Origin of the sequence: Sphingopyxis macrogoltabida (assembly GCF_001314325.1) — a bacterium.
Taxonomy (GTDB): Bacteria; Pseudomonadota; Alphaproteobacteria; order Sphingomonadales; family Sphingomonadaceae; genus Sphingopyxis; species Sphingopyxis macrogoltabida.
On sequence record NZ_CP009429.1, the window covers coordinates 2,063,694 to 2,079,231 of the forward strand.

Consider the following 15,538-nt stretch of genomic DNA (forward strand, 5'->3'; position numbering starts at 1 on the left):
CGTTTTTGCGACGAAAAGCCGCCAGGACTGAGACCAGCGGCGATCCGGTCAGTGCCGAATCGCCGTTTCGGGGTCCGAACCCGGCGCGATCGGCGGCGAAGCGGCGAGTTCGTCGGCCTCGGTCCACTCGATCGGTTCGATCGGCGAAACGAGCGCTTCGGCCAGCACCTGGTCGACGTGGTTGACCGGGATGATCTTGAGGCCAGTCGTGATGTTCGCCGGAATTTCCACGAGGTCCTTTTCATTTTCCTCGGGGATCAGCACCGTCTTGATCCCGCCACGGAGCGCCGCGAGCAGCTTTTCCTTGAGCCCGCCGATCGCGAGCACGCGGCCGCGCAGCGTCACCTCGCCCGTCATCGCGACATCCTTGCGCACCGCGATGCCGGTCAGGGTCGAGATCATCGCGGTCACCATGCCGACACCGGCCGACGGGCCGTCCTTCGGCACGGCGCCTTCTGGAAGGTGGATGTGGATGTCCTTGCGCGCGAACAGGCTGGGCTTGATGCCATAGGAGGGCGCGCGCGCCTTCACGAACGACAGCGCGGCCTGCACCGATTCGGTCATCACTTCGCCGAGCTTGCCGGTGGTGCGGACCTGGCCCTTGCCCGACGCGGTGACCGCCTCGATGGTCAGCAATTCGCCGCCGACCTCGGTCCAGGCAAGGCCGGTGACGGCGCCGATCTGGTCCTCGAGATCGCTGATGCCATGCTTGTATTTGCGCACGCCCGAGAATTCGGCGAGGTTTTCGGGCGTCACGACGACCGCCTCGGCCTTGCCTTCGAGGATGCGGCGCAGTGCCTTGCGCGCCAGCTTCGCGATTTCGCGCTCGAGCGTGCGGACGCCCGCTTCGCGCGTATAATAGCGGATGAGGTCGCGCAGCCCGTCTTCGGTCAGCTCGAACTCGCCGGCTTTCAGCCCATGCGCTTCGACCTGCTTGGCGACGAGATGGCGCTTGGCGATTTCGACCTTCTCGTCCTCGGTATAGCCTTCGAGCCGGATGATCTCCATGCGGTCGAGCAACGGCTGCGGCAGATTCAGCGAGTTTGCCGTGGTGACGAACATGATGTCGGACAGGTCGACGTCGATCTCCAGATAATGGTCCTGGAACTTGCCATTCTGTTCGGGGTCGAGGACCTCGAGCAGCGCCGACGCCGGATCGCCGCGGAAATCCTGACCCAGCTTGTCGATCTCGTCGAGCAGGAACAGCGGGTTCATCGTGCCGGCCTTTTTGAGGTTGGTCACGATCTTGCCCGGCAGCGAGCCGATGTAAGTCCGGCGGTGGCCGCGGATCTCGGCCTCGTCGCGCACGCCGCCCAGCGACTGGCGAATGAACTCGCGCCCGGTCGCCTTGGCGATCGACTTGCCAAGGCTGGTCTTGCCGACGCCCGGCGGGCCGACGAGGCACAGGATCGGCCCCTTCAGCTTGTTCGTGCGCGCCTGCACCGCCAGATATTCGACGATCCGGTCCTTGACCTTTTCGAGCGCATAATGGTCGTCGTCGAGGACGTCCTGCGCCTTCGCGATATCCTTCTTGAGCTTCGACTTCTTGCCCCAAGGCAGGCCGATCAGCGTGTCGAGATAGTTGCGTACGACGGTCGCTTCGGCCGACATCGGCGCCATGGCGCGCAGCTTCTTCATTTCGGCCTGGGCCTTCGCCTTGGCTTCCTTCGACATTTTGAGGCTGTCGATCTTGAGCTGCAGCTCGGCAAGGTCGTCGCCGCCCTCGCCATTGTCGTTGCCGAGTTCGCGCTGGATCGCCTTCAACTGCTCGTTGAGATAATATTCGCGCTGGCTCTTTTCCATCTGGCGCTTGACGCGGCCGCGGATCTTCTTTTCGACCTGCAGCACGCCGAGTTCGCCTTCCATGAAGGCGAAAACCATTTCGAGCCGCTTCGACGGCGCATCCTCGACGAGCAGCGCCTGCTTGTCGGAAACCTTGATGTTGAGGTTGCCGGCCACCGAATCGGCAAGCCGCGAGGCTTCTTCGATCTGCGAAAGCTGGACCGCGGTTTCGGCCGGCATCTTCTTGTTGAGCTTGGCGTAATTTTCGAACTGGTCGACGACCGAACGCATCAGCGCGGCCGTGTCGACGCTGTCGTCGACGGTATCGGCGACCGGCTTCACGCTCGCCATAACCGCCTTATCTTCGGTGGCGAGCGCCAGCAGCTTCGCGCGTTCCTTGCCCTCGACCAGCACGCGGACGGTGCCGTCGGGCAGCTTCAGGAGCTGGAGCACGGTGGCGATCACGCCGACATCGTAAAGATCGTCGCGCTGCGGGTCGTCCTCGCCCGGATCGAGCTGGGCGACGAGGAAGATTTCCTTGTCGCTCTCCATCGCGGTTTCGAGCGCAGCGACCGAACGGTCGCGGCCGACGAACAGCGGCACGATCATGTGCGGGAAAACGACGATGTCACGCAGCGGAAGAAGGGGATAAGATTGCGTCATTACGGCTCCTGGGCGGGCGTCCGGAATCGACGCGCCACCCCTGTTATAGGATGTTCCCGGCTAATATGGCGTAAGTTGCGCCGCATTCAATGTCGCTGCGGTGAATGACCACGGCGCGATGCGGCTCAGAAGGGCAGCTTGAACCCCGGCGGCAACGGCAGGCCGCTGGTCATCTTGCCCATTTCCTCGTTGCTGACCTGATCGGCCTTTTCGCGCGCGTCGTTGAACGCGGCGGCGAGCAGATCCTCGAGCATCTGCTTGTCGGCAGGGACGATCAGGCTGTCGTCGATGGCAATCGCCTTGATCCGCCCCTTGGCGCTCGCCCGGATGCGCACCAGCCCGCCGCCCGACACGCCCTCGACCTCAAGGGCGTCGAGCTTCGCCTGCGCCTCCTGCATCTGGGCCTGCACGGTCGCGGCGGCTTCCTGCGCCGCCTTCATCATCTCTTCGATCGATTTCATGATTGGGACTTATGGCGATTGTCGTCGTCTTCGACAAGCTTCGCATCGGGAAAAGCGGCCAGGGCGGCCTTGACGACCGGTAGTTCGCGAATGCGTTCGCCATTGTCGGCAACGCGCGCCGCGCGGATTTCGCCGAGGCTCGGCCGCGCCTCGCCCTCGCCGGGGCGGACGTGCCAGCGGCTTCCGGTCTGGGTCAGCAGCGTGTCGCCGAGGTCGCGGGCGAACGAGCCGCCGAGCGCGGGGACGGCGGCAAAAACGATATTGCCGGGGTCGAGCTCGATAATTCGCAAATGATCATAAACTTGCACTGCAAGCCTGTGATTTCCTGTCGTTTCGAGAAGTTGATGGATTTGCGCCACGGTCAGCGCCGTTGCCGGCGGCTCGGTACCTGCCTCCGCATCGATAGGGACCGCGGCGCTATCGGACGGCCCGTCCTGCACCGATGCCGGGGCCCGCGGCGCCCGCGGCATCGTCGGCAGGCTCCCCGATTCGAGCAACTTCGCAAGCTCGCCCGGATCGGGCAGCGACGCCGCATAGATCACGCGGAGCAGCAGCATTTCGAGATGTTCGAGCGGGTTGTTCGCGCGGAGCACCTCGTCATGCCCCTTGAGGAGGAGCTGCCAGAGGCGATTGAGCGGCGCGAACCCGAGCTTTTGCGCCCAGTCGCCGATGCGCTCGCGATCACCGGCGGCGAGCGCGGGATCGTCGTGGCGCGACACTTTGGCAAGCGTGACCGCATGCGTCAGGTCCATCAGCCCGCGCACCATCGCGACGGGTTCGATCCCCAGCGCATATTGCGCCCGGACAAGGTCGATCGCGCCGCCGCTATCGCCGCCGAGGACCGTCGCCATCAACTGCGTGATCGCGGTCCGGTCCGACAGGCCGAGCATCGCGCGCACCTGATCGGCGCCGATCTTGCCGCCGCCCCCTTCCCCCGATTCCAGGTCGGCATGCGCGATCGCCTGATCGAGGATCGACAGCCCGTCGCGCACCGAGCCTTCGGCGGCGTTGGCGATCAGCCAGATCGCCGGTGCCTCGGCCTCGACGCCTTCCTTCTGCAAAATCGCGCTGAAATGCGCGAACAGCATGTCGGGGGTGATGCGGCGCAGGTCGAAGCGCTGGCAGCGCGACAGCACCGTCACCGGCACCTTGTTCACCTCGGTGGTCGCGAACAGGAATTTGACGTGCGGCGGCGGCTCTTCGAGCGTTTTCAGAAGCGCGTTGAAGGCGTTACGCGACAACATGTGCACTTCGTCGATGATGTAGATCTTGTAGCGCGCCGACACCGCGGCATAGCGCACCGCCTCGATAATCTCGCGCACATCGTCGACGCCGGTGTTCGACGCGGCGTCCATCTCGATCACGTCGATATGACGGCCCTCGGTGATCGCGCGGCACGGTTCGCAGACCCCGCACGGGTCGATCGTCGGCCCGCCCTGCCCGTCGGGTCCGATGCAGTTGAGCGCCTTGGCGATCAGGCGCGCGGTCGACGTCTTGCCGACCCCGCGTACCCCGGTCATCAGGAATGCATGCGCCAGCCGGTCGCGCGCGATCGCATTGCCCAGCGTCTTCACCATCGCATCCTGCCCGATCAGTTCGGCAAAGGTTTGCGGGCGATATTTGCGGGCGAGAACGCGGTAAGGACCCGATGAAGCCGCCGGAGCAGGCGCCTCGGGCAAATCCATTCCCAGCATCGGGGTATCGTCGTCGGCGGAATCATCCATGGCCCCGTCTTAGGGGCGCGCCGCGGTCTTGTCGAAGGGGGAAATGGGTGGAAGCCGGAACGACCCGCGGCGAATTCGTTGCGGCTGCTTCCTTCCGGACCTGACCGGGTTGGCGAAGACCACGTCCGCCCGACTTCCGCGGCGCATATGGCGGGGAATACGGCGAATTGCAAGCTATGCCTGCCAAAGGCCCGTTCAGGTCCGCGGATGGCGGTCAGCCGGTGATGTCGATCGTCTCCACCGTCAGGCGCGTCGCCTCGGCAATCACCGCGCTGGCGTCGTCCCCCGTCACCGCCGGCCGGTCGAGGTAGATCGCGATGACATATTTGCGCCCGTCCGGCGCCTCGACAAAGGCGACGTCGTTATAGGCGGTGCCGCAGGTTCCCGTCTTGTCGCCCGCCGTCCAGCCTTGCGGCAAGCCGGCACGGATACGCTTGAGGCCGGTTTCGCTTTCGATCATCCAGCCGCGGAGCTGCTTGCGATGCCCGGCGCCCAGCCGGTTGCCGAAAACATAGCCGGCAGCGCTGGTCGCCATCGCGATCGGGGTCGTCGTATCGCGTTCGTCGCCCGGTGCATTTTCATTGAGCTCAGGCTCGATCCGGTCGAGCCGCGTGACGCTGTCGCCCGCCCGGCGCAGCGCGGCGGTAAAAACATCGGGCCCGCCCATCTGCTTCAGGATCAGGTTCGCAGCGCTGTTGTCGCTGAGCACCACGGCGTCGCGCACCGCCATGCCGAGCTGCTGCTCGCCGCGCCCGTCGGGGCCGACGAGTTTCTCGGTTCCCGGCGACCAGGACACCAGATCGGCGCGGGTAAAGGCGAGCGGCGTCCGCAACGAAACGCCTTTTGCCGCGCGTTCGAGCACCTGTCCGGCAAGCAGCAGCTTGAAGGTCGAGCACATCGCGAAGCGTTCGTGGCCGCGGTCGGCGGAAACCAGCTTGCCGCGCGCATCGACGACCGCGATGCCGAGCCTGCCGCCGCTGCGCGCTTCGAGGTCGCGGATCGCCTTGGCCTGGATCACCGAATCGCCGGTCGGCTCGCCGGACACGGCGGCGCAGGCCGAGGTCGCGAGCAGAACGGCAGCGAGCAGCATCCGCATCAGCGGGGCCCCTGCATATTGCGGCTTTCGGCCGGGATATGGACCGTCAGCCCGTCGAGCGCATCGGTCAGCACGATCTGGCAGGCCAGCCGGCTGGTGCGCCGCACCCCGGCGGCGAGGTCGAGCATATCCTCTTCCATCTCGCTCGCTTCGGGCAGGCGGTCGAAATCCTCTTTGGCGACGATGACATGGCAGGTCGAACAGGCCATCTGCCCTTCGCAGGTGCCTTCGAGCGGCATCATGTGCGCCTGCGCGACGTCGAGCAGGATCGAGCCGGGCTCGGCTTCGGCCTCGGTGCGCTGCTTGCCGTCGGCATGGATGAAAGTGACGCGCATCAGTTCACCCCCTGAAGACGCGCGGCTTCCCTGATCGCGGTCAGGCCGTCGCGCAGGTCCTGCTCCGACGTATAGCGTCCCCAGCCGAGGCGGATCGACGCGCGCGCGTCGGTTTCGCTGATGCCCATCGCGCGCAGCACATGGCTGACCTTGCCCGACCCGCTGCCGCACGCGCTGCCGAGCGAAAAGGCGACATTACGCGCGTCGGACATCAGCCGCAGGCCGTTCACGCCCTCGCGCCGGACATTGAGGTTGCCGCGATAGCGGCGCTGCGCATCGCCGTTGATCGTCCATTCGGGGAGCATGTCGAGCGCGAGCGACCAGAGGCGCTCGACATGGCCGGCATCCTTGTCGAAGCGTTCGGCCGCCAGCGCTGCGGCGGCCCCGAAGCCGGCACATAGCGCGGGCGAGACGGTGCCCGAACGCATCCCCTGCTCCTGCGCGCCGCCGAACATCAGCGGTTCGAGATCGATCCCGTCGCGCACCCACAGCGCGCCGATGCCCTTGGGGCCGTGAATCTTGTGCGCCGAGAGCGCGACCAGATCGGCTTCCGCGGGAATCGCGACGCGGCCGTAGCCCTGCACCGCGTCGCAAAGGAGAAGGCTGTTTTTCGCATGCGCCGCCGCGGCGAAATCGGCGATCGGCTGGATCGTCCCGACCTCGTTGTTGACCAGCATCGTCGCGACGATGCCGTTTTCGGGGATCAGCGCATCATCGACCGGCAATGCCAGCCCCGCTCCGTCGACGGGAAGGATGTGGGCGTGCAGCCGTTCAAGACATTGCAGCGACGCCGCATGTTCGATGCTGAGCCCCGCGACCCCTCCGGGTTTCGCCTTGGCGCCGCTGAACAGCGCCCAGTTGAGCGCTTCGGTCGCGCCCGACGTGAAAAAGACGCGCCCGCCCTGCGGCAGTAGCGCCGCGACCTGATCGCGCGCGACCTCGACGGCGGCGGCGGCGGCGCGGCCAGCCTTATGCGTGCTCGACGGATTGGCGAAGCCGTCTCCGTCCCTTGGCCCTTCAAGCCAGCGCAGCATCGCCTCGCGCGCCTCGGGAGCGAGCGGCGTCGTGGCTTGATAGTCGAGGTAAATCATGGCGGATTTCGAATGTCCTCAATTTCCGCTCATGTCGAGCGAAGTCGAGACACCCCTCGGTCAGGCGCCACACCGATGGGCATCTCGACTTCGCTCGATGCGAACGGAAAACAGGGCAAATCACCCCTTATTGCGAAAGATTCGCAAAAGTTGCATGTTGAGACCTATTTTCTATATAGGCGCCATCCTCGCTCCGCCACCCCGCCGCTCCGGCGAATCGGTGGCAAGCCTCAGAAACATAAAGGTGCGCCCATGCCCGACGTCATTTTCCCCGGCCCCGAAGGCCGCATCGAAGGCCGTTTCTCGCCCCCGCCGCGCCCGCGGGCGCCGGTTGCGCTGATCCTCCACCCGCATCCGCAGGGCGGCGGCACGATGAACGACCGCATCACGCAGGCGATGTACAAGAGCTTCGTCGCGCGCGGTTTCGCAGTGCTGCGCTTCAACTTCCGCGGCGTCGGCCGCAGCCAGGGCACCTTCGACAACGGCATCGGCGAGCTCTCCGACGCCGCGTCGGCGCTCGACTGGGTCCAGTCGATCCACCCCGAAGCGCAGACGACATGGATCGCGGGCTTCAGCTTCGGCGCGTGGATCGGCATGCAGCTTCTGATGCGGCGCCCCGAAATCCGCGGCTTCCTGTCGGTCGCGCCGCCGGCGAACATGTACGACTTCAGCTTCCTCGCCCCCTGCCCATCGTCGGGTATCATCGTCGCAGGCGGGCAGGACGAGATCGTGCCCCCGGGCGCGGTGCAGAAGCTGGTCGACAAGCTGCGCACGCAAAAGGGCATCACGATCCATCACGACGAGATCCCGCGCGCGAACCACTTCTTCGAGCATGAGCTCGACCAGTTGATGAAGTCGCTCGATAACTATCTGGATATGCGGCTCGCACCCGATTCGCCGATCCGCTGACCGACGCTAATCGAGCAGGCCCGCCTGCTCGATCATCGCGGCAGGCATATAGACGAACAAGATCAGCGCGAGTTCGCCGCACAGGATCGCGGCGATCGCGCGGATCCACCCGCCGCGTCCTTCGCCGGTATAATATTGGCGCACGGCGAAGATGGTGAAGCCAAGCCCGAAGGCAAGCCGCGTCAGGTTGCGCCCGATGCTGCGGTCGGTCAGGAACAATTGCATCGCCAGATCGACCACGACGACGAGCAGGGTCGCCTGCGCGAGGATGTAAAGCCGCATCACCATCGTGCCGAACAGGCCGGCGGATGCGTCGCGATAGAAGATGAAGTGCAGCACCAGCGCCGAAATCAGCGCCGAGAGCAGCGGGATGACCAGCGGCTCCTGCTGCAGCGTCTCGATGATCGACAGCTCGGTCGTCGTGCTGCCCGGCAGAAAGCGCGCGCGCAATCCGTAATTCAGGGCGAGCGCAACCGCGATATAGGGCACCGCCTTGACCAATATGTCGCGGTCGCTTTCGATATAGCGGCGGATCAGCACGCCGGGCTGGCGGAACAGCCCGATCAGCGTGTGGAGGACGCCCCTTTCCCACCAGTTTTCGACGAGTTCGCTCATCACCGTGCGGCGGTCGATGGGCTGCGGCTGCAGATCCTTGCCGCAATCGGGGCAATAACGCCCGACCTTCCGGTGCGCGCAATCGTCGCTCATTCGGCGGCGTTGCTCGCCGGCGCGCCCTTCACCGGCACCAGCCAGATCGCGACATTGGCGAACATCACCAGCGCGGCGACGAGCATCAGCAGCGCGCGGCGGCGGTCGCCCCCTCGAAAGACAAAGACAGCACCCCCGGTCAGAATGACCCCGGTGAGCATCAGCACGGACATGATGGTGTCGGACATAGGGCGGCTTTATCGACGGCGTCACAAATTTGCCACCTCGCTTATGGCCAATGCACGCGGCTTCGCCTAAAGGGCGCTCATCGATTCCCTTCCTCCAGCGGGAGCCGCGCCGATGCGCCTTGCCATAGCCTCTGACCATGCCGCCTGGGAGCTGAAAGCCCTGCTCTCCGACTGGCTTCGCGAACAGGGGCACGAGGTCGAGGATCTCGGGACGAACGGTCCCGACAGCGTCGACTATCCCGATTATGGCTACCGCCTCGCCGAAGCGATCGCCGACGGCCGCGCCGAACGCGGCGTCGCGCTCTGCGGGTCGGGCATCGGCATCTCTATCTCGGTCAACCGCAACCCCGCTGCGCGCTGCGCGCTCGTTTCCGAACCGCTGTCGGCGAAGCTGTCGCGCGAGCATAATGACGCGAATGTCATCGCAATGGGCGCGCGCCTGACCGGTATCGACATGGCGAAGGCCTGCCTCGACGCCTTCCTGACCACCGAATTCGCCGGCGACCGCCACGCGCGCCGCGTCGACAAGCTTTCCAATCCGCCCCTACTGGAGACCAGCCGATGACCACAGACACGCTCGACAAGCCCATTCGCTCGGCCGGTTTCTTCTCGGACGGCGTCGGCGCGACCGATCCCGCGGTTGCGGCAGCGATGAAGCATGAACTCGAACGCGAACAGCATCAGATCGAACTGATCGCGTCGGAGAACATCGTTTCGAAGGCGGTGCTCGAGGCGCAGGGCAGCGTCTTCACCAACAAATATGCCGAGGGTTATCCCGGCCGCCGCTATTACCAGGGCTGCGCGCCGTCGGACGAGGTCGAACAGCTCGCGATCGACCGCGCCAAGCAGCTTTTCGACTGCGGCTATGTCAACGTCCAGCCGCATTCGGGTGCGCAAGCCAACGGCGCGGTGATGCTGGCGCTGACCAAACCCGGCGCGACGATCCTCGGCATGAGCCTCGACGCCGGCGGTCACCTGACCCACGGCGCCCCGCCCGCCATGTCGGGCAAATGGTTCAACGCGGTCCAGTACGGCGTCCGCCCCGACGACCATCTGGTCGATTTCGACCAGGTCGAGGCGCTGGCGAAGGAGCATCGACCCTCGCTGATCATCGCGGGCGGCTCGGCCTATCCGCGCACGCTCGACTTCGCGCGCTTCCGCCAGATCGCCGACGATGTCGGCGCGCTGCTGATGGTCGACATGGCGCATTTCGCCGGCCTCGTCGCGGGCGGCGCCCATCCCTCGCCGCTCCCGCACGCGCATGTCGTCACCACGACGACGCACAAGACGCTGCGTGGCCCGCGCGGCGGCATGATCCTGACCAATGACGAAGCGATCGCCAAGCGCATCAATTCGGCGGTCTTCCCCGGCCTTCAGGGCGGCCCGCTGATGCACGTCATCGCGGCGAAAGCCGTGGCATTCGGCGAAGCGCTGCGCCCCGAATTCAAGGATTATGCCAAGGCGACCGTCGCCAACGCACAGGCCCTCGCCGGCCGGCTGAAAGCACGCGGCGCCGACGTCGTCGCGGGCGGCACCGATACGCACCTCGCGCTGATCGACCTTCGCCCGCTCGGCGTCACCGGCCGCGATGCCGACGAGGCGCTCGAACGCAGCGCGATCACCTGCAACAAGAACGGCATCCCCTTCGACCCGCTGCCGCCGGTCAAGACGAGCGGCATCCGCGTCGGCTCGCCCGCCGGCACGACGCGCGGCTTCGGGGTCGCCGAGTTCGAGGAAATCGGCGACATGGTTGCCGATGTGCTCGAAGCGTTGCGCGACAAGGGCGAGCATGGCGACGCCGATGTCGAGGCGGATGTCCGCAAGCGCGTCCGCGCGCTGTGCGAGCGTTTCCCCATCTATCAGGGATAAGGCAATGGCGCGGCAGCATCCCGAGGAACCGACGCTGGTCGAGCTGACGATCGAAGAGGTCAAGGCGATGGGCAAGGAGGGGATCAAGCATCCCTCGACGCGCCCGGTGCTGACCGGCGGTGCGATCGGTGCGGTCGCGGGCGCTCTGCTGCCGGTCGTTTCGTGGCCGGTCGGGCTGTTCGCGGGCGCTGCGATCGCGCTCTATTCGCGGGTGAAACGCTGACCGATGCGCTGTCCCTATTGCGGCCATGAAGACAGCCAGGTGAAGGACAGCCGTCCGACCGAGGACGGCGCCGCGATTCGCCGCCGCCGCCAGTGCGAGGATTGCGGCGCGCGCTTTACCACCTTCGAGCGTATCCAGCTCCGCGAGGTCGCGGTTCTCAAAGCGGGCGGCAGCCGCGAACCCTTCGATCGCGAGAAACTGATGCGCAGCGTCCAGATCGCGTGCCGCAAGCGGCCGATCGACGGCGCCCGGATCGAACGGCTGGTGTCGGGGATCCAGCGCCAGCTAGAGACGTCGGGCGAGAGCGAGGTCCAGGCGGCGCAAATCGGCGCGATGGTGATGGAAGCGCTGAAGGGCTTCGACAATGTCGCCTATATCCGCTTCGCCAGCGTCTATCGCGATTTCACCGAAGCCAAGGACTTCGAGGAATTTGCCTCGAGCGTCGCCGAAGCGGCGAAGAAGAGTTGAGCGCCGCCCCGCCTCCTGTCATCGTTCTCGTCCGTCCGCAGCTCGGCGAAAATATCGGCAAGGCGGCGCGCGCGATGCTCAATTTCGGGCTGACCGAGTTGCGCCTCGTCGCGCCGCGCGACGGCTGGCCGAATCCCGATGCCGGGCCGGCCGCATCGGGCGCCGATATCGTGCTGGCCGGGGCGCAGGTTTTCGACAGCGTCGCCGAGGCGGTTGCCGATTGCACCCATATCTATGCGACCACGGTGCGCAAGCGCGGGGTCACCAAGCCGGTGCTCACCCCCGAAGCGGCGGCGAAACAGGTCCATGCGACCGCCGGGCGATCGGCCTATATCTTCGGTCCGGAGCGGTCGGGCCTCGAAACCGACGACGTCGCGCTCGCGCACAGCATCGTCACGGTGCCGATCAATCCCCAATTCGGGTCGCTCAACCTTGCGCAGGCGGTGATCCTCCTCGCCTATGAATGGTCGAAGGGCGTCGCGCTGGCCAGCCCGCCCGAAGTCCCGCTCGATCCGCCGGCAGATCATGGCGAAATGGAGCAGCTGATCCAGCATTTCATCCGCGACCTCGACAAGACGGGCTATTTCTTCCCCGCCGACCGCACCGAGGCGACGCTGCGGACGCTGCGAACCATGCTGACCAAGACCGGCTGGTCCTATAACGATATCAGGATGATGCACGGCATCGTTACGACGCTGGGTAAAGCGCGCAAATCGGCACGAACCGCGGATTAAGCCCGTTCGCGATCCCAGCGGTCGAATTCATAGGCGATCGACTGTTCGACCAGCTCGTTCCACACCGCACGCAGCCGGTCGGGTTCGAGCCCCGCCGCCGCGGCCGCGCGCGCGACATTGTCGAGCACCTCGGCCTTGCGGACCTCGTCGCGGACCGCCTCGCGGTCGGGCTTGATCCGTGCGGCCGCATCCATATAGCCGAAGCGGCGGACGAGCAGCGCGACCAGCTCGCGGTCGACCTGGTCGACCCCGGCGCGCACCTCGATCATCGTTTCGCACTGTTCGGGAAGTTTGGCGGACGTCATGGCCGCTGCCTTTAGCGGCTTTTTCCGCCCTGTCGAGCCACGGCTGCAAGGCTTGACTTTACGCCGGTCGCCGTCTAGTCGCGCGCCTTCGCAATGGACCCCGCACCCCGGTGAAGCGGCGGTCGCATAGGACATAGCTCCTATGGTGCGACCCGGGAACCGCCGAAATCCTTCGGCACACAGCAAATTGGAGACGACATATGTCGAAGCGCCAGAGCGCCAAGTATAAACTCGACCGCCGGATGGGCGAGAACATCTGGGGTCGCCCGAAGAGCCCGGTCAACCGCCGCGAATATGGCCCCGGCCAGCACGGCCAGCGCCGCAAGGGCAAGATGTCGGACTTCGGCATCCAGCTCCGCGCCAAGCAGAAGCTCAAGGGCTATTACGGCGACATCACCGAGAAGCAGTTCAAGAAGAACTATTTCGAAGCGTCGCGCATGAAGGGCGACACCGGCCAGAACCTGATCGGCCTGCTCGAGCGCCGCCTCGACGCGGTCGTCTACCGCTCGAAGTTCACCCCGACGATCTTCTCGGCGCGCCAGCTCGTCAGCCACGGCCACGTCTATGTCAACGGCGTGAAGTGCAACATCGCCAGCCGCCTCGTGAAGCCGGGCGACGAAGTCACCCTCGGCAAGAAGGCGCAGGAAATGGCGCTGGTCGCCGAAGCGCAGAGCCTGCCCGAGCGCGACCTGCCCGAATATCTCGCCATCGACGGCACCAAGGCGACCTTCGTCCGCGTCCCGACGCTCGACGAAGTGCCCTATCCGGTGAAGATGGAACCGAATCTGGTCGTCGAATTCTATTCGCGCTGATCGGATTTCCTTCGATATCGAACGCAAAGGGGCGGCCTGTACGGGTCGCCCCTTTTTCGTTGGGGGCCGCGTTTACGGCAGGCCCAGCGTCTTCTTCAGGAACATGTCGGACCGCCGCAGCATGTCGGCGCGCGCCGACGAATCGTAAAGCTGGTGATCGAGCCCGGGATAGGTAACCATCTCGACCGGTTTGCCCGCCGCCTTCAGCGCCGCTTCCATCGACCGCGCCTGCGAGATATCGACGTTCAGATCCTGGTCGCCGCTGAACATCAGCACCGGCGCCTTCATCTTCGCCACCTGCTGCACGGGCGAACCCTCGACCAGATGCGGCCCGGTCCCGATGAAGTCGCTGACCAGCCGCGCATTGGTGAAATTCCGCGCCTTGCCGACGAGTGCCTTGAGGTCGGTCACCGGGGCGATGGCAACCGTCGCCTTGAACAGGTCGGGATCGAGCGCGGCGGACTGCAAAGCCGCATAGCCGCCATAGGACCAGCCGACGACGGCGAGCTTCGCCGGGTCGGCAATCCCTTCCTTCACCAGCCAGCGCCCCGCGTCGTTGACGTCGCCCACCGCGACCCGCCAGCTCCTGAAGCCGTTTTCGACGTACCAGTCGTCGCCATAGCCCGCCGATCCGCGAAAATTCGGCTGGATGACGGCATAGCCCTGCGCCGCATAATATTGCGCCAGCCAGTCGAAACCCCATTCGTCGCGCGCCGAGGGGCCGCCGTGCGGCATCACGATCGCCGGCAGCTTGCGGCCGTCGCTCCCCGGCGGCAGGGTCAGATAGGCGGGAATGGACGTACCGTCGGCGGCCGGATAGCTGACCGGCTTGACCTCGGCCTGCGGCCTTCCTTCGAGGTCCGGGCGCGCCAGCGCAACCTCTCCCAGCTTCCGGCTTGCCTTGTCATAGACATAATAGCGGCCGGGATCGGTATCGCTGCCCGCGAACAGCAGCAGCCGGCTCTCATCGCGGCTCGCATCGATGAAATTGACGATCGGCAGACCCGGCAGCGCCTTCTGCAATCTCGCCGCCAGCGCCGCATATTCCTCGTCGAACAGCTTATATTCGGGCTTGTCGGTCGTGTAGGACACGCCGATTACCCGGCCCGTCCGCCCGATCCGGATAAATTCGCCGACATCGACGCGGTCGTGCGCGAACAGCAATGTTTCGGGCGCCGTTTCGCCAAGCGTCACGGCATAGGCGGCGCGGCGCCCGTCCTTGTTCTTGAAACCATAAGCAAGGTTTCGCTCGGCATTCACCGCCTCGGGATCGAAGGCATCGCCCTCGCTCGTCACCCGCGACAGCGGCTTCCAGTCGCGCGATCCGGGTTTGCGATAGCTGTAGATCATCAGGTCGCGCATCATCCCCTGCGCGTCGGTCGAGCGCACCCCGACGATGCGGACCGCGCCCGTCTCGTCGGCCAGATAGCGCGAAGCGTCGATGCGCGGATTCTCGATACGCCGGACTCGCAGGCTGGCGGTATCGACCATATCGACGCCGACTCCCTCGGCCACGCTCGCAAGCCGGGTATTCGTCTGCTCTTCCTGGCGATATTCGCGGGTCATCACGACCTGACCATCGTCGGCCGCCGGCCAGGCGATGATCTGTCCGTCGAACTGCCGCAGCCCGTAGGCACTGTTCAGACTGTTCTGGCCGAGCTGCTTCATATTGCGGCCATCGGTTCCCACCGCCACCAGTCGCGTGAACGGCAGAACATAACCATAGCCCGGGTCGTATACGCCATAGAGCGTGCACACGATCCGCGCGTTCGACGCCCAACTGCACCAGGCGAGATGCCACGGCGCGCCGTCGGACTGGAAAACCGGTTTCGGCTCCCCGCCCTCGGCGCTGGCGACGAACAGGACCAGACCGCGGTCGCGCGCGGGCTGAATATAGGCAAGCTGCGTCCCGTCGGGTGACATGCTGATGTCGCCGATGCTGTTGCGCATGCCGTAAAGCGTTGCGTTGTCGGCCTGCGCCGTCACCGATGCCGGCAACGCGCCCAGCGCCGCCAGCACGCCAAGGAAAAACCCGTTTCTCAGCATGATACTCCCCCTGTTGGTGCCATATCTGCCGCCCGGCCGCGATGGAGGCAAGGCCAAATCGCCGCCTGCTCGCTTGCGCCCGCCGCCCGGGTCTGGCAGGGTTCGCAACATTATTACAAAGAGG

At 65.6% G+C, this 15,538-nt stretch carries 17 protein-coding genes and 1 other RNA gene; 7 read left to right on the forward strand and 11 right to left on the reverse strand.

All coding sequences use genetic code 11. The features are described 5' to 3' along the window. Positions 1–48 precede the first annotated feature (48 nt). The 7 genes from lon to LH19_RS10335 all read right to left on the reverse strand — a co-directional run bounded on the left by lon (position 49) and on the right by LH19_RS10335 (position 7,152). Positions 49–2,445: an endopeptidase La gene (gene lon / locus LH19_RS10310; RefSeq protein WP_054727621.1), complete on the reverse strand. Its 2,397-nt coding sequence runs from the start codon at positions 2,443–2,445 to the stop codon at positions 49–51. Between the two features lie 125 nt (positions 2,446–2,570). Beyond that, positions 2,571–2,906 (reverse strand): YbaB/EbfC family nucleoid-associated protein, encoded by a 336-nt coding sequence (locus LH19_RS10315; protein WP_054588055.1) that lies wholly within the window; start codon positions 2,904–2,906, stop codon positions 2,571–2,573. Beyond that, complete coding sequence (locus LH19_RS10320; protein WP_082395565.1) at positions 2,903–4,630, reverse strand: DNA polymerase III subunit gamma/tau; 1,728 nt, start codon at positions 4,628–4,630, stop codon at positions 2,903–2,905. The genes LH19_RS10315 and LH19_RS10320 overlap by 4 nt, the downstream gene beginning before the upstream one ends. A gap of 43 nt (positions 4,631–4,673) precedes the next feature. Beyond that, positions 4,674–4,771, reverse strand: an RNA gene (gene ffs, locus LH19_RS27930) — signal recognition particle sRNA small type. 73 nt (positions 4,772–4,844) lie between these two features. Then, positions 4,845–5,726, reverse strand: a complete 882-nt coding sequence (bla, locus tag LH19_RS10325; protein ID WP_054727623.1) for a class A beta-lactamase — start codon at positions 5,724–5,726, stop codon at positions 4,845–4,847. Then, positions 5,726–6,064, reverse strand: coding sequence for a 2Fe-2S iron-sulfur cluster-binding protein (locus LH19_RS10330; protein WP_145923629.1), 339 nt, complete (start codon positions 6,062–6,064; stop codon positions 5,726–5,728). Before LH19_RS10330 ends, bla begins: the two co-directional genes overlap by 1 nt. Continuing rightward, complete coding sequence (locus LH19_RS10335; RefSeq protein ID WP_054727627.1) at positions 6,061–7,152, reverse strand: cysteine desulfurase family protein; 1,092 nt, start codon at positions 7,150–7,152, stop codon at positions 6,061–6,063. The genes LH19_RS10330 and LH19_RS10335 overlap by 4 nt, the downstream gene beginning before the upstream one ends. Positions 7,153–7,404: 252 nt before the next feature. Between LH19_RS10335 and LH19_RS10340 the strand changes: the two genes are divergently transcribed. Beyond that, entirely contained in the window at positions 7,405–8,061 is a 657-nt protein-coding gene (locus LH19_RS10340; RefSeq protein ID WP_054588059.1) for an alpha/beta hydrolase, read from the forward strand. A gap of 6 nt (positions 8,062–8,067) precedes the next feature. Here LH19_RS10340 and LH19_RS10345 read toward each other — a convergent pair whose 3' ends face one another. Further along, positions 8,068–8,769: a DUF3667 domain-containing protein gene (locus tag LH19_RS10345; RefSeq protein WP_054727629.1), complete on the reverse strand. Its 702-nt coding sequence runs from the start codon at positions 8,767–8,769 to the stop codon at positions 8,068–8,070. Beyond that, positions 8,766–8,957 carry a hypothetical protein gene (locus LH19_RS10350; RefSeq protein ID WP_054727631.1) on the reverse strand — a complete coding sequence of 64 codons (192 nt, stop codon included), beginning with the start codon at positions 8,955–8,957 and terminating at the stop codon, positions 8,766–8,768. The genes LH19_RS10345 and LH19_RS10350 overlap by 4 nt, the downstream gene beginning before the upstream one ends. A gap of 112 nt (positions 8,958–9,069) precedes the next feature. Between LH19_RS10350 and rpiB the strand changes: the two genes are divergently transcribed. Genes rpiB through LH19_RS10375 form a run of 5 tightly spaced genes read left to right on the forward strand, consistent with a single transcriptional unit; the run spans position 9,070 to position 12,251 of the window. Continuing rightward, positions 9,070–9,522 carry a ribose 5-phosphate isomerase B gene (gene rpiB, locus LH19_RS10355; RefSeq protein WP_054727633.1) on the forward strand — a complete coding sequence of 151 codons (453 nt, stop codon included), beginning with the start codon at positions 9,070–9,072 and terminating at the stop codon, positions 9,520–9,522. Next, positions 9,519–10,826: a serine hydroxymethyltransferase gene (gene glyA / locus LH19_RS10360; protein WP_054727635.1), complete on the forward strand. Its 1,308-nt coding sequence runs from the start codon at positions 9,519–9,521 to the stop codon at positions 10,824–10,826. The genes rpiB and glyA overlap by 4 nt, the downstream gene beginning before the upstream one ends. A 4-nt stretch (positions 10,827–10,830) precedes the next feature. Beyond that, entirely contained in the window at positions 10,831–11,049 is a 219-nt protein-coding gene (locus LH19_RS10365) for a hypothetical protein (RefSeq protein ID WP_054727637.1), read from the forward strand. 3 nt (positions 11,050–11,052) lie between these two features. Then, positions 11,053–11,517, forward strand: coding sequence for a transcriptional regulator NrdR (gene nrdR, locus LH19_RS10370; RefSeq protein WP_054727640.1), 465 nt, complete (start codon positions 11,053–11,055; stop codon positions 11,515–11,517). Then, entirely contained in the window at positions 11,514–12,251 is a 738-nt protein-coding gene (locus LH19_RS10375; RefSeq protein ID WP_082395566.1) for an RNA methyltransferase, read from the forward strand. The genes nrdR and LH19_RS10375 overlap by 4 nt, the downstream gene beginning before the upstream one ends. On the opposite strand, the gene LH19_RS10380 is transcribed toward LH19_RS10375, so the two are convergent. Beyond that, positions 12,248–12,556 carry a chorismate mutase gene (locus LH19_RS10380; protein ID WP_054727642.1) on the reverse strand — a complete coding sequence of 103 codons (309 nt, stop codon included), beginning with the start codon at positions 12,554–12,556 and terminating at the stop codon, positions 12,248–12,250. The two genes, LH19_RS10375 and LH19_RS10380, sit on opposite strands and share 4 nt — an antisense overlap. Positions 12,557–12,756: 200 nt before the next feature. Between LH19_RS10380 and rpsD the strand changes: the two genes are divergently transcribed. Continuing rightward, complete coding sequence (rpsD, locus tag LH19_RS10385; RefSeq protein WP_037557879.1) at positions 12,757–13,368, forward strand: 30S ribosomal protein S4; 612 nt, start codon at positions 12,757–12,759, stop codon at positions 13,366–13,368. Positions 13,369–13,440: 72 nt separating this feature from the next. Here rpsD and LH19_RS10390 read toward each other — a convergent pair whose 3' ends face one another. Then, a complete protein-coding gene (locus LH19_RS10390; RefSeq protein ID WP_054727643.1) occupies positions 13,441–15,414 on the reverse strand; it encodes a S9 family peptidase in 1,974 nt (657 codons plus the stop codon). Positions 15,415–15,538: the final 124 nt, after the last annotated feature.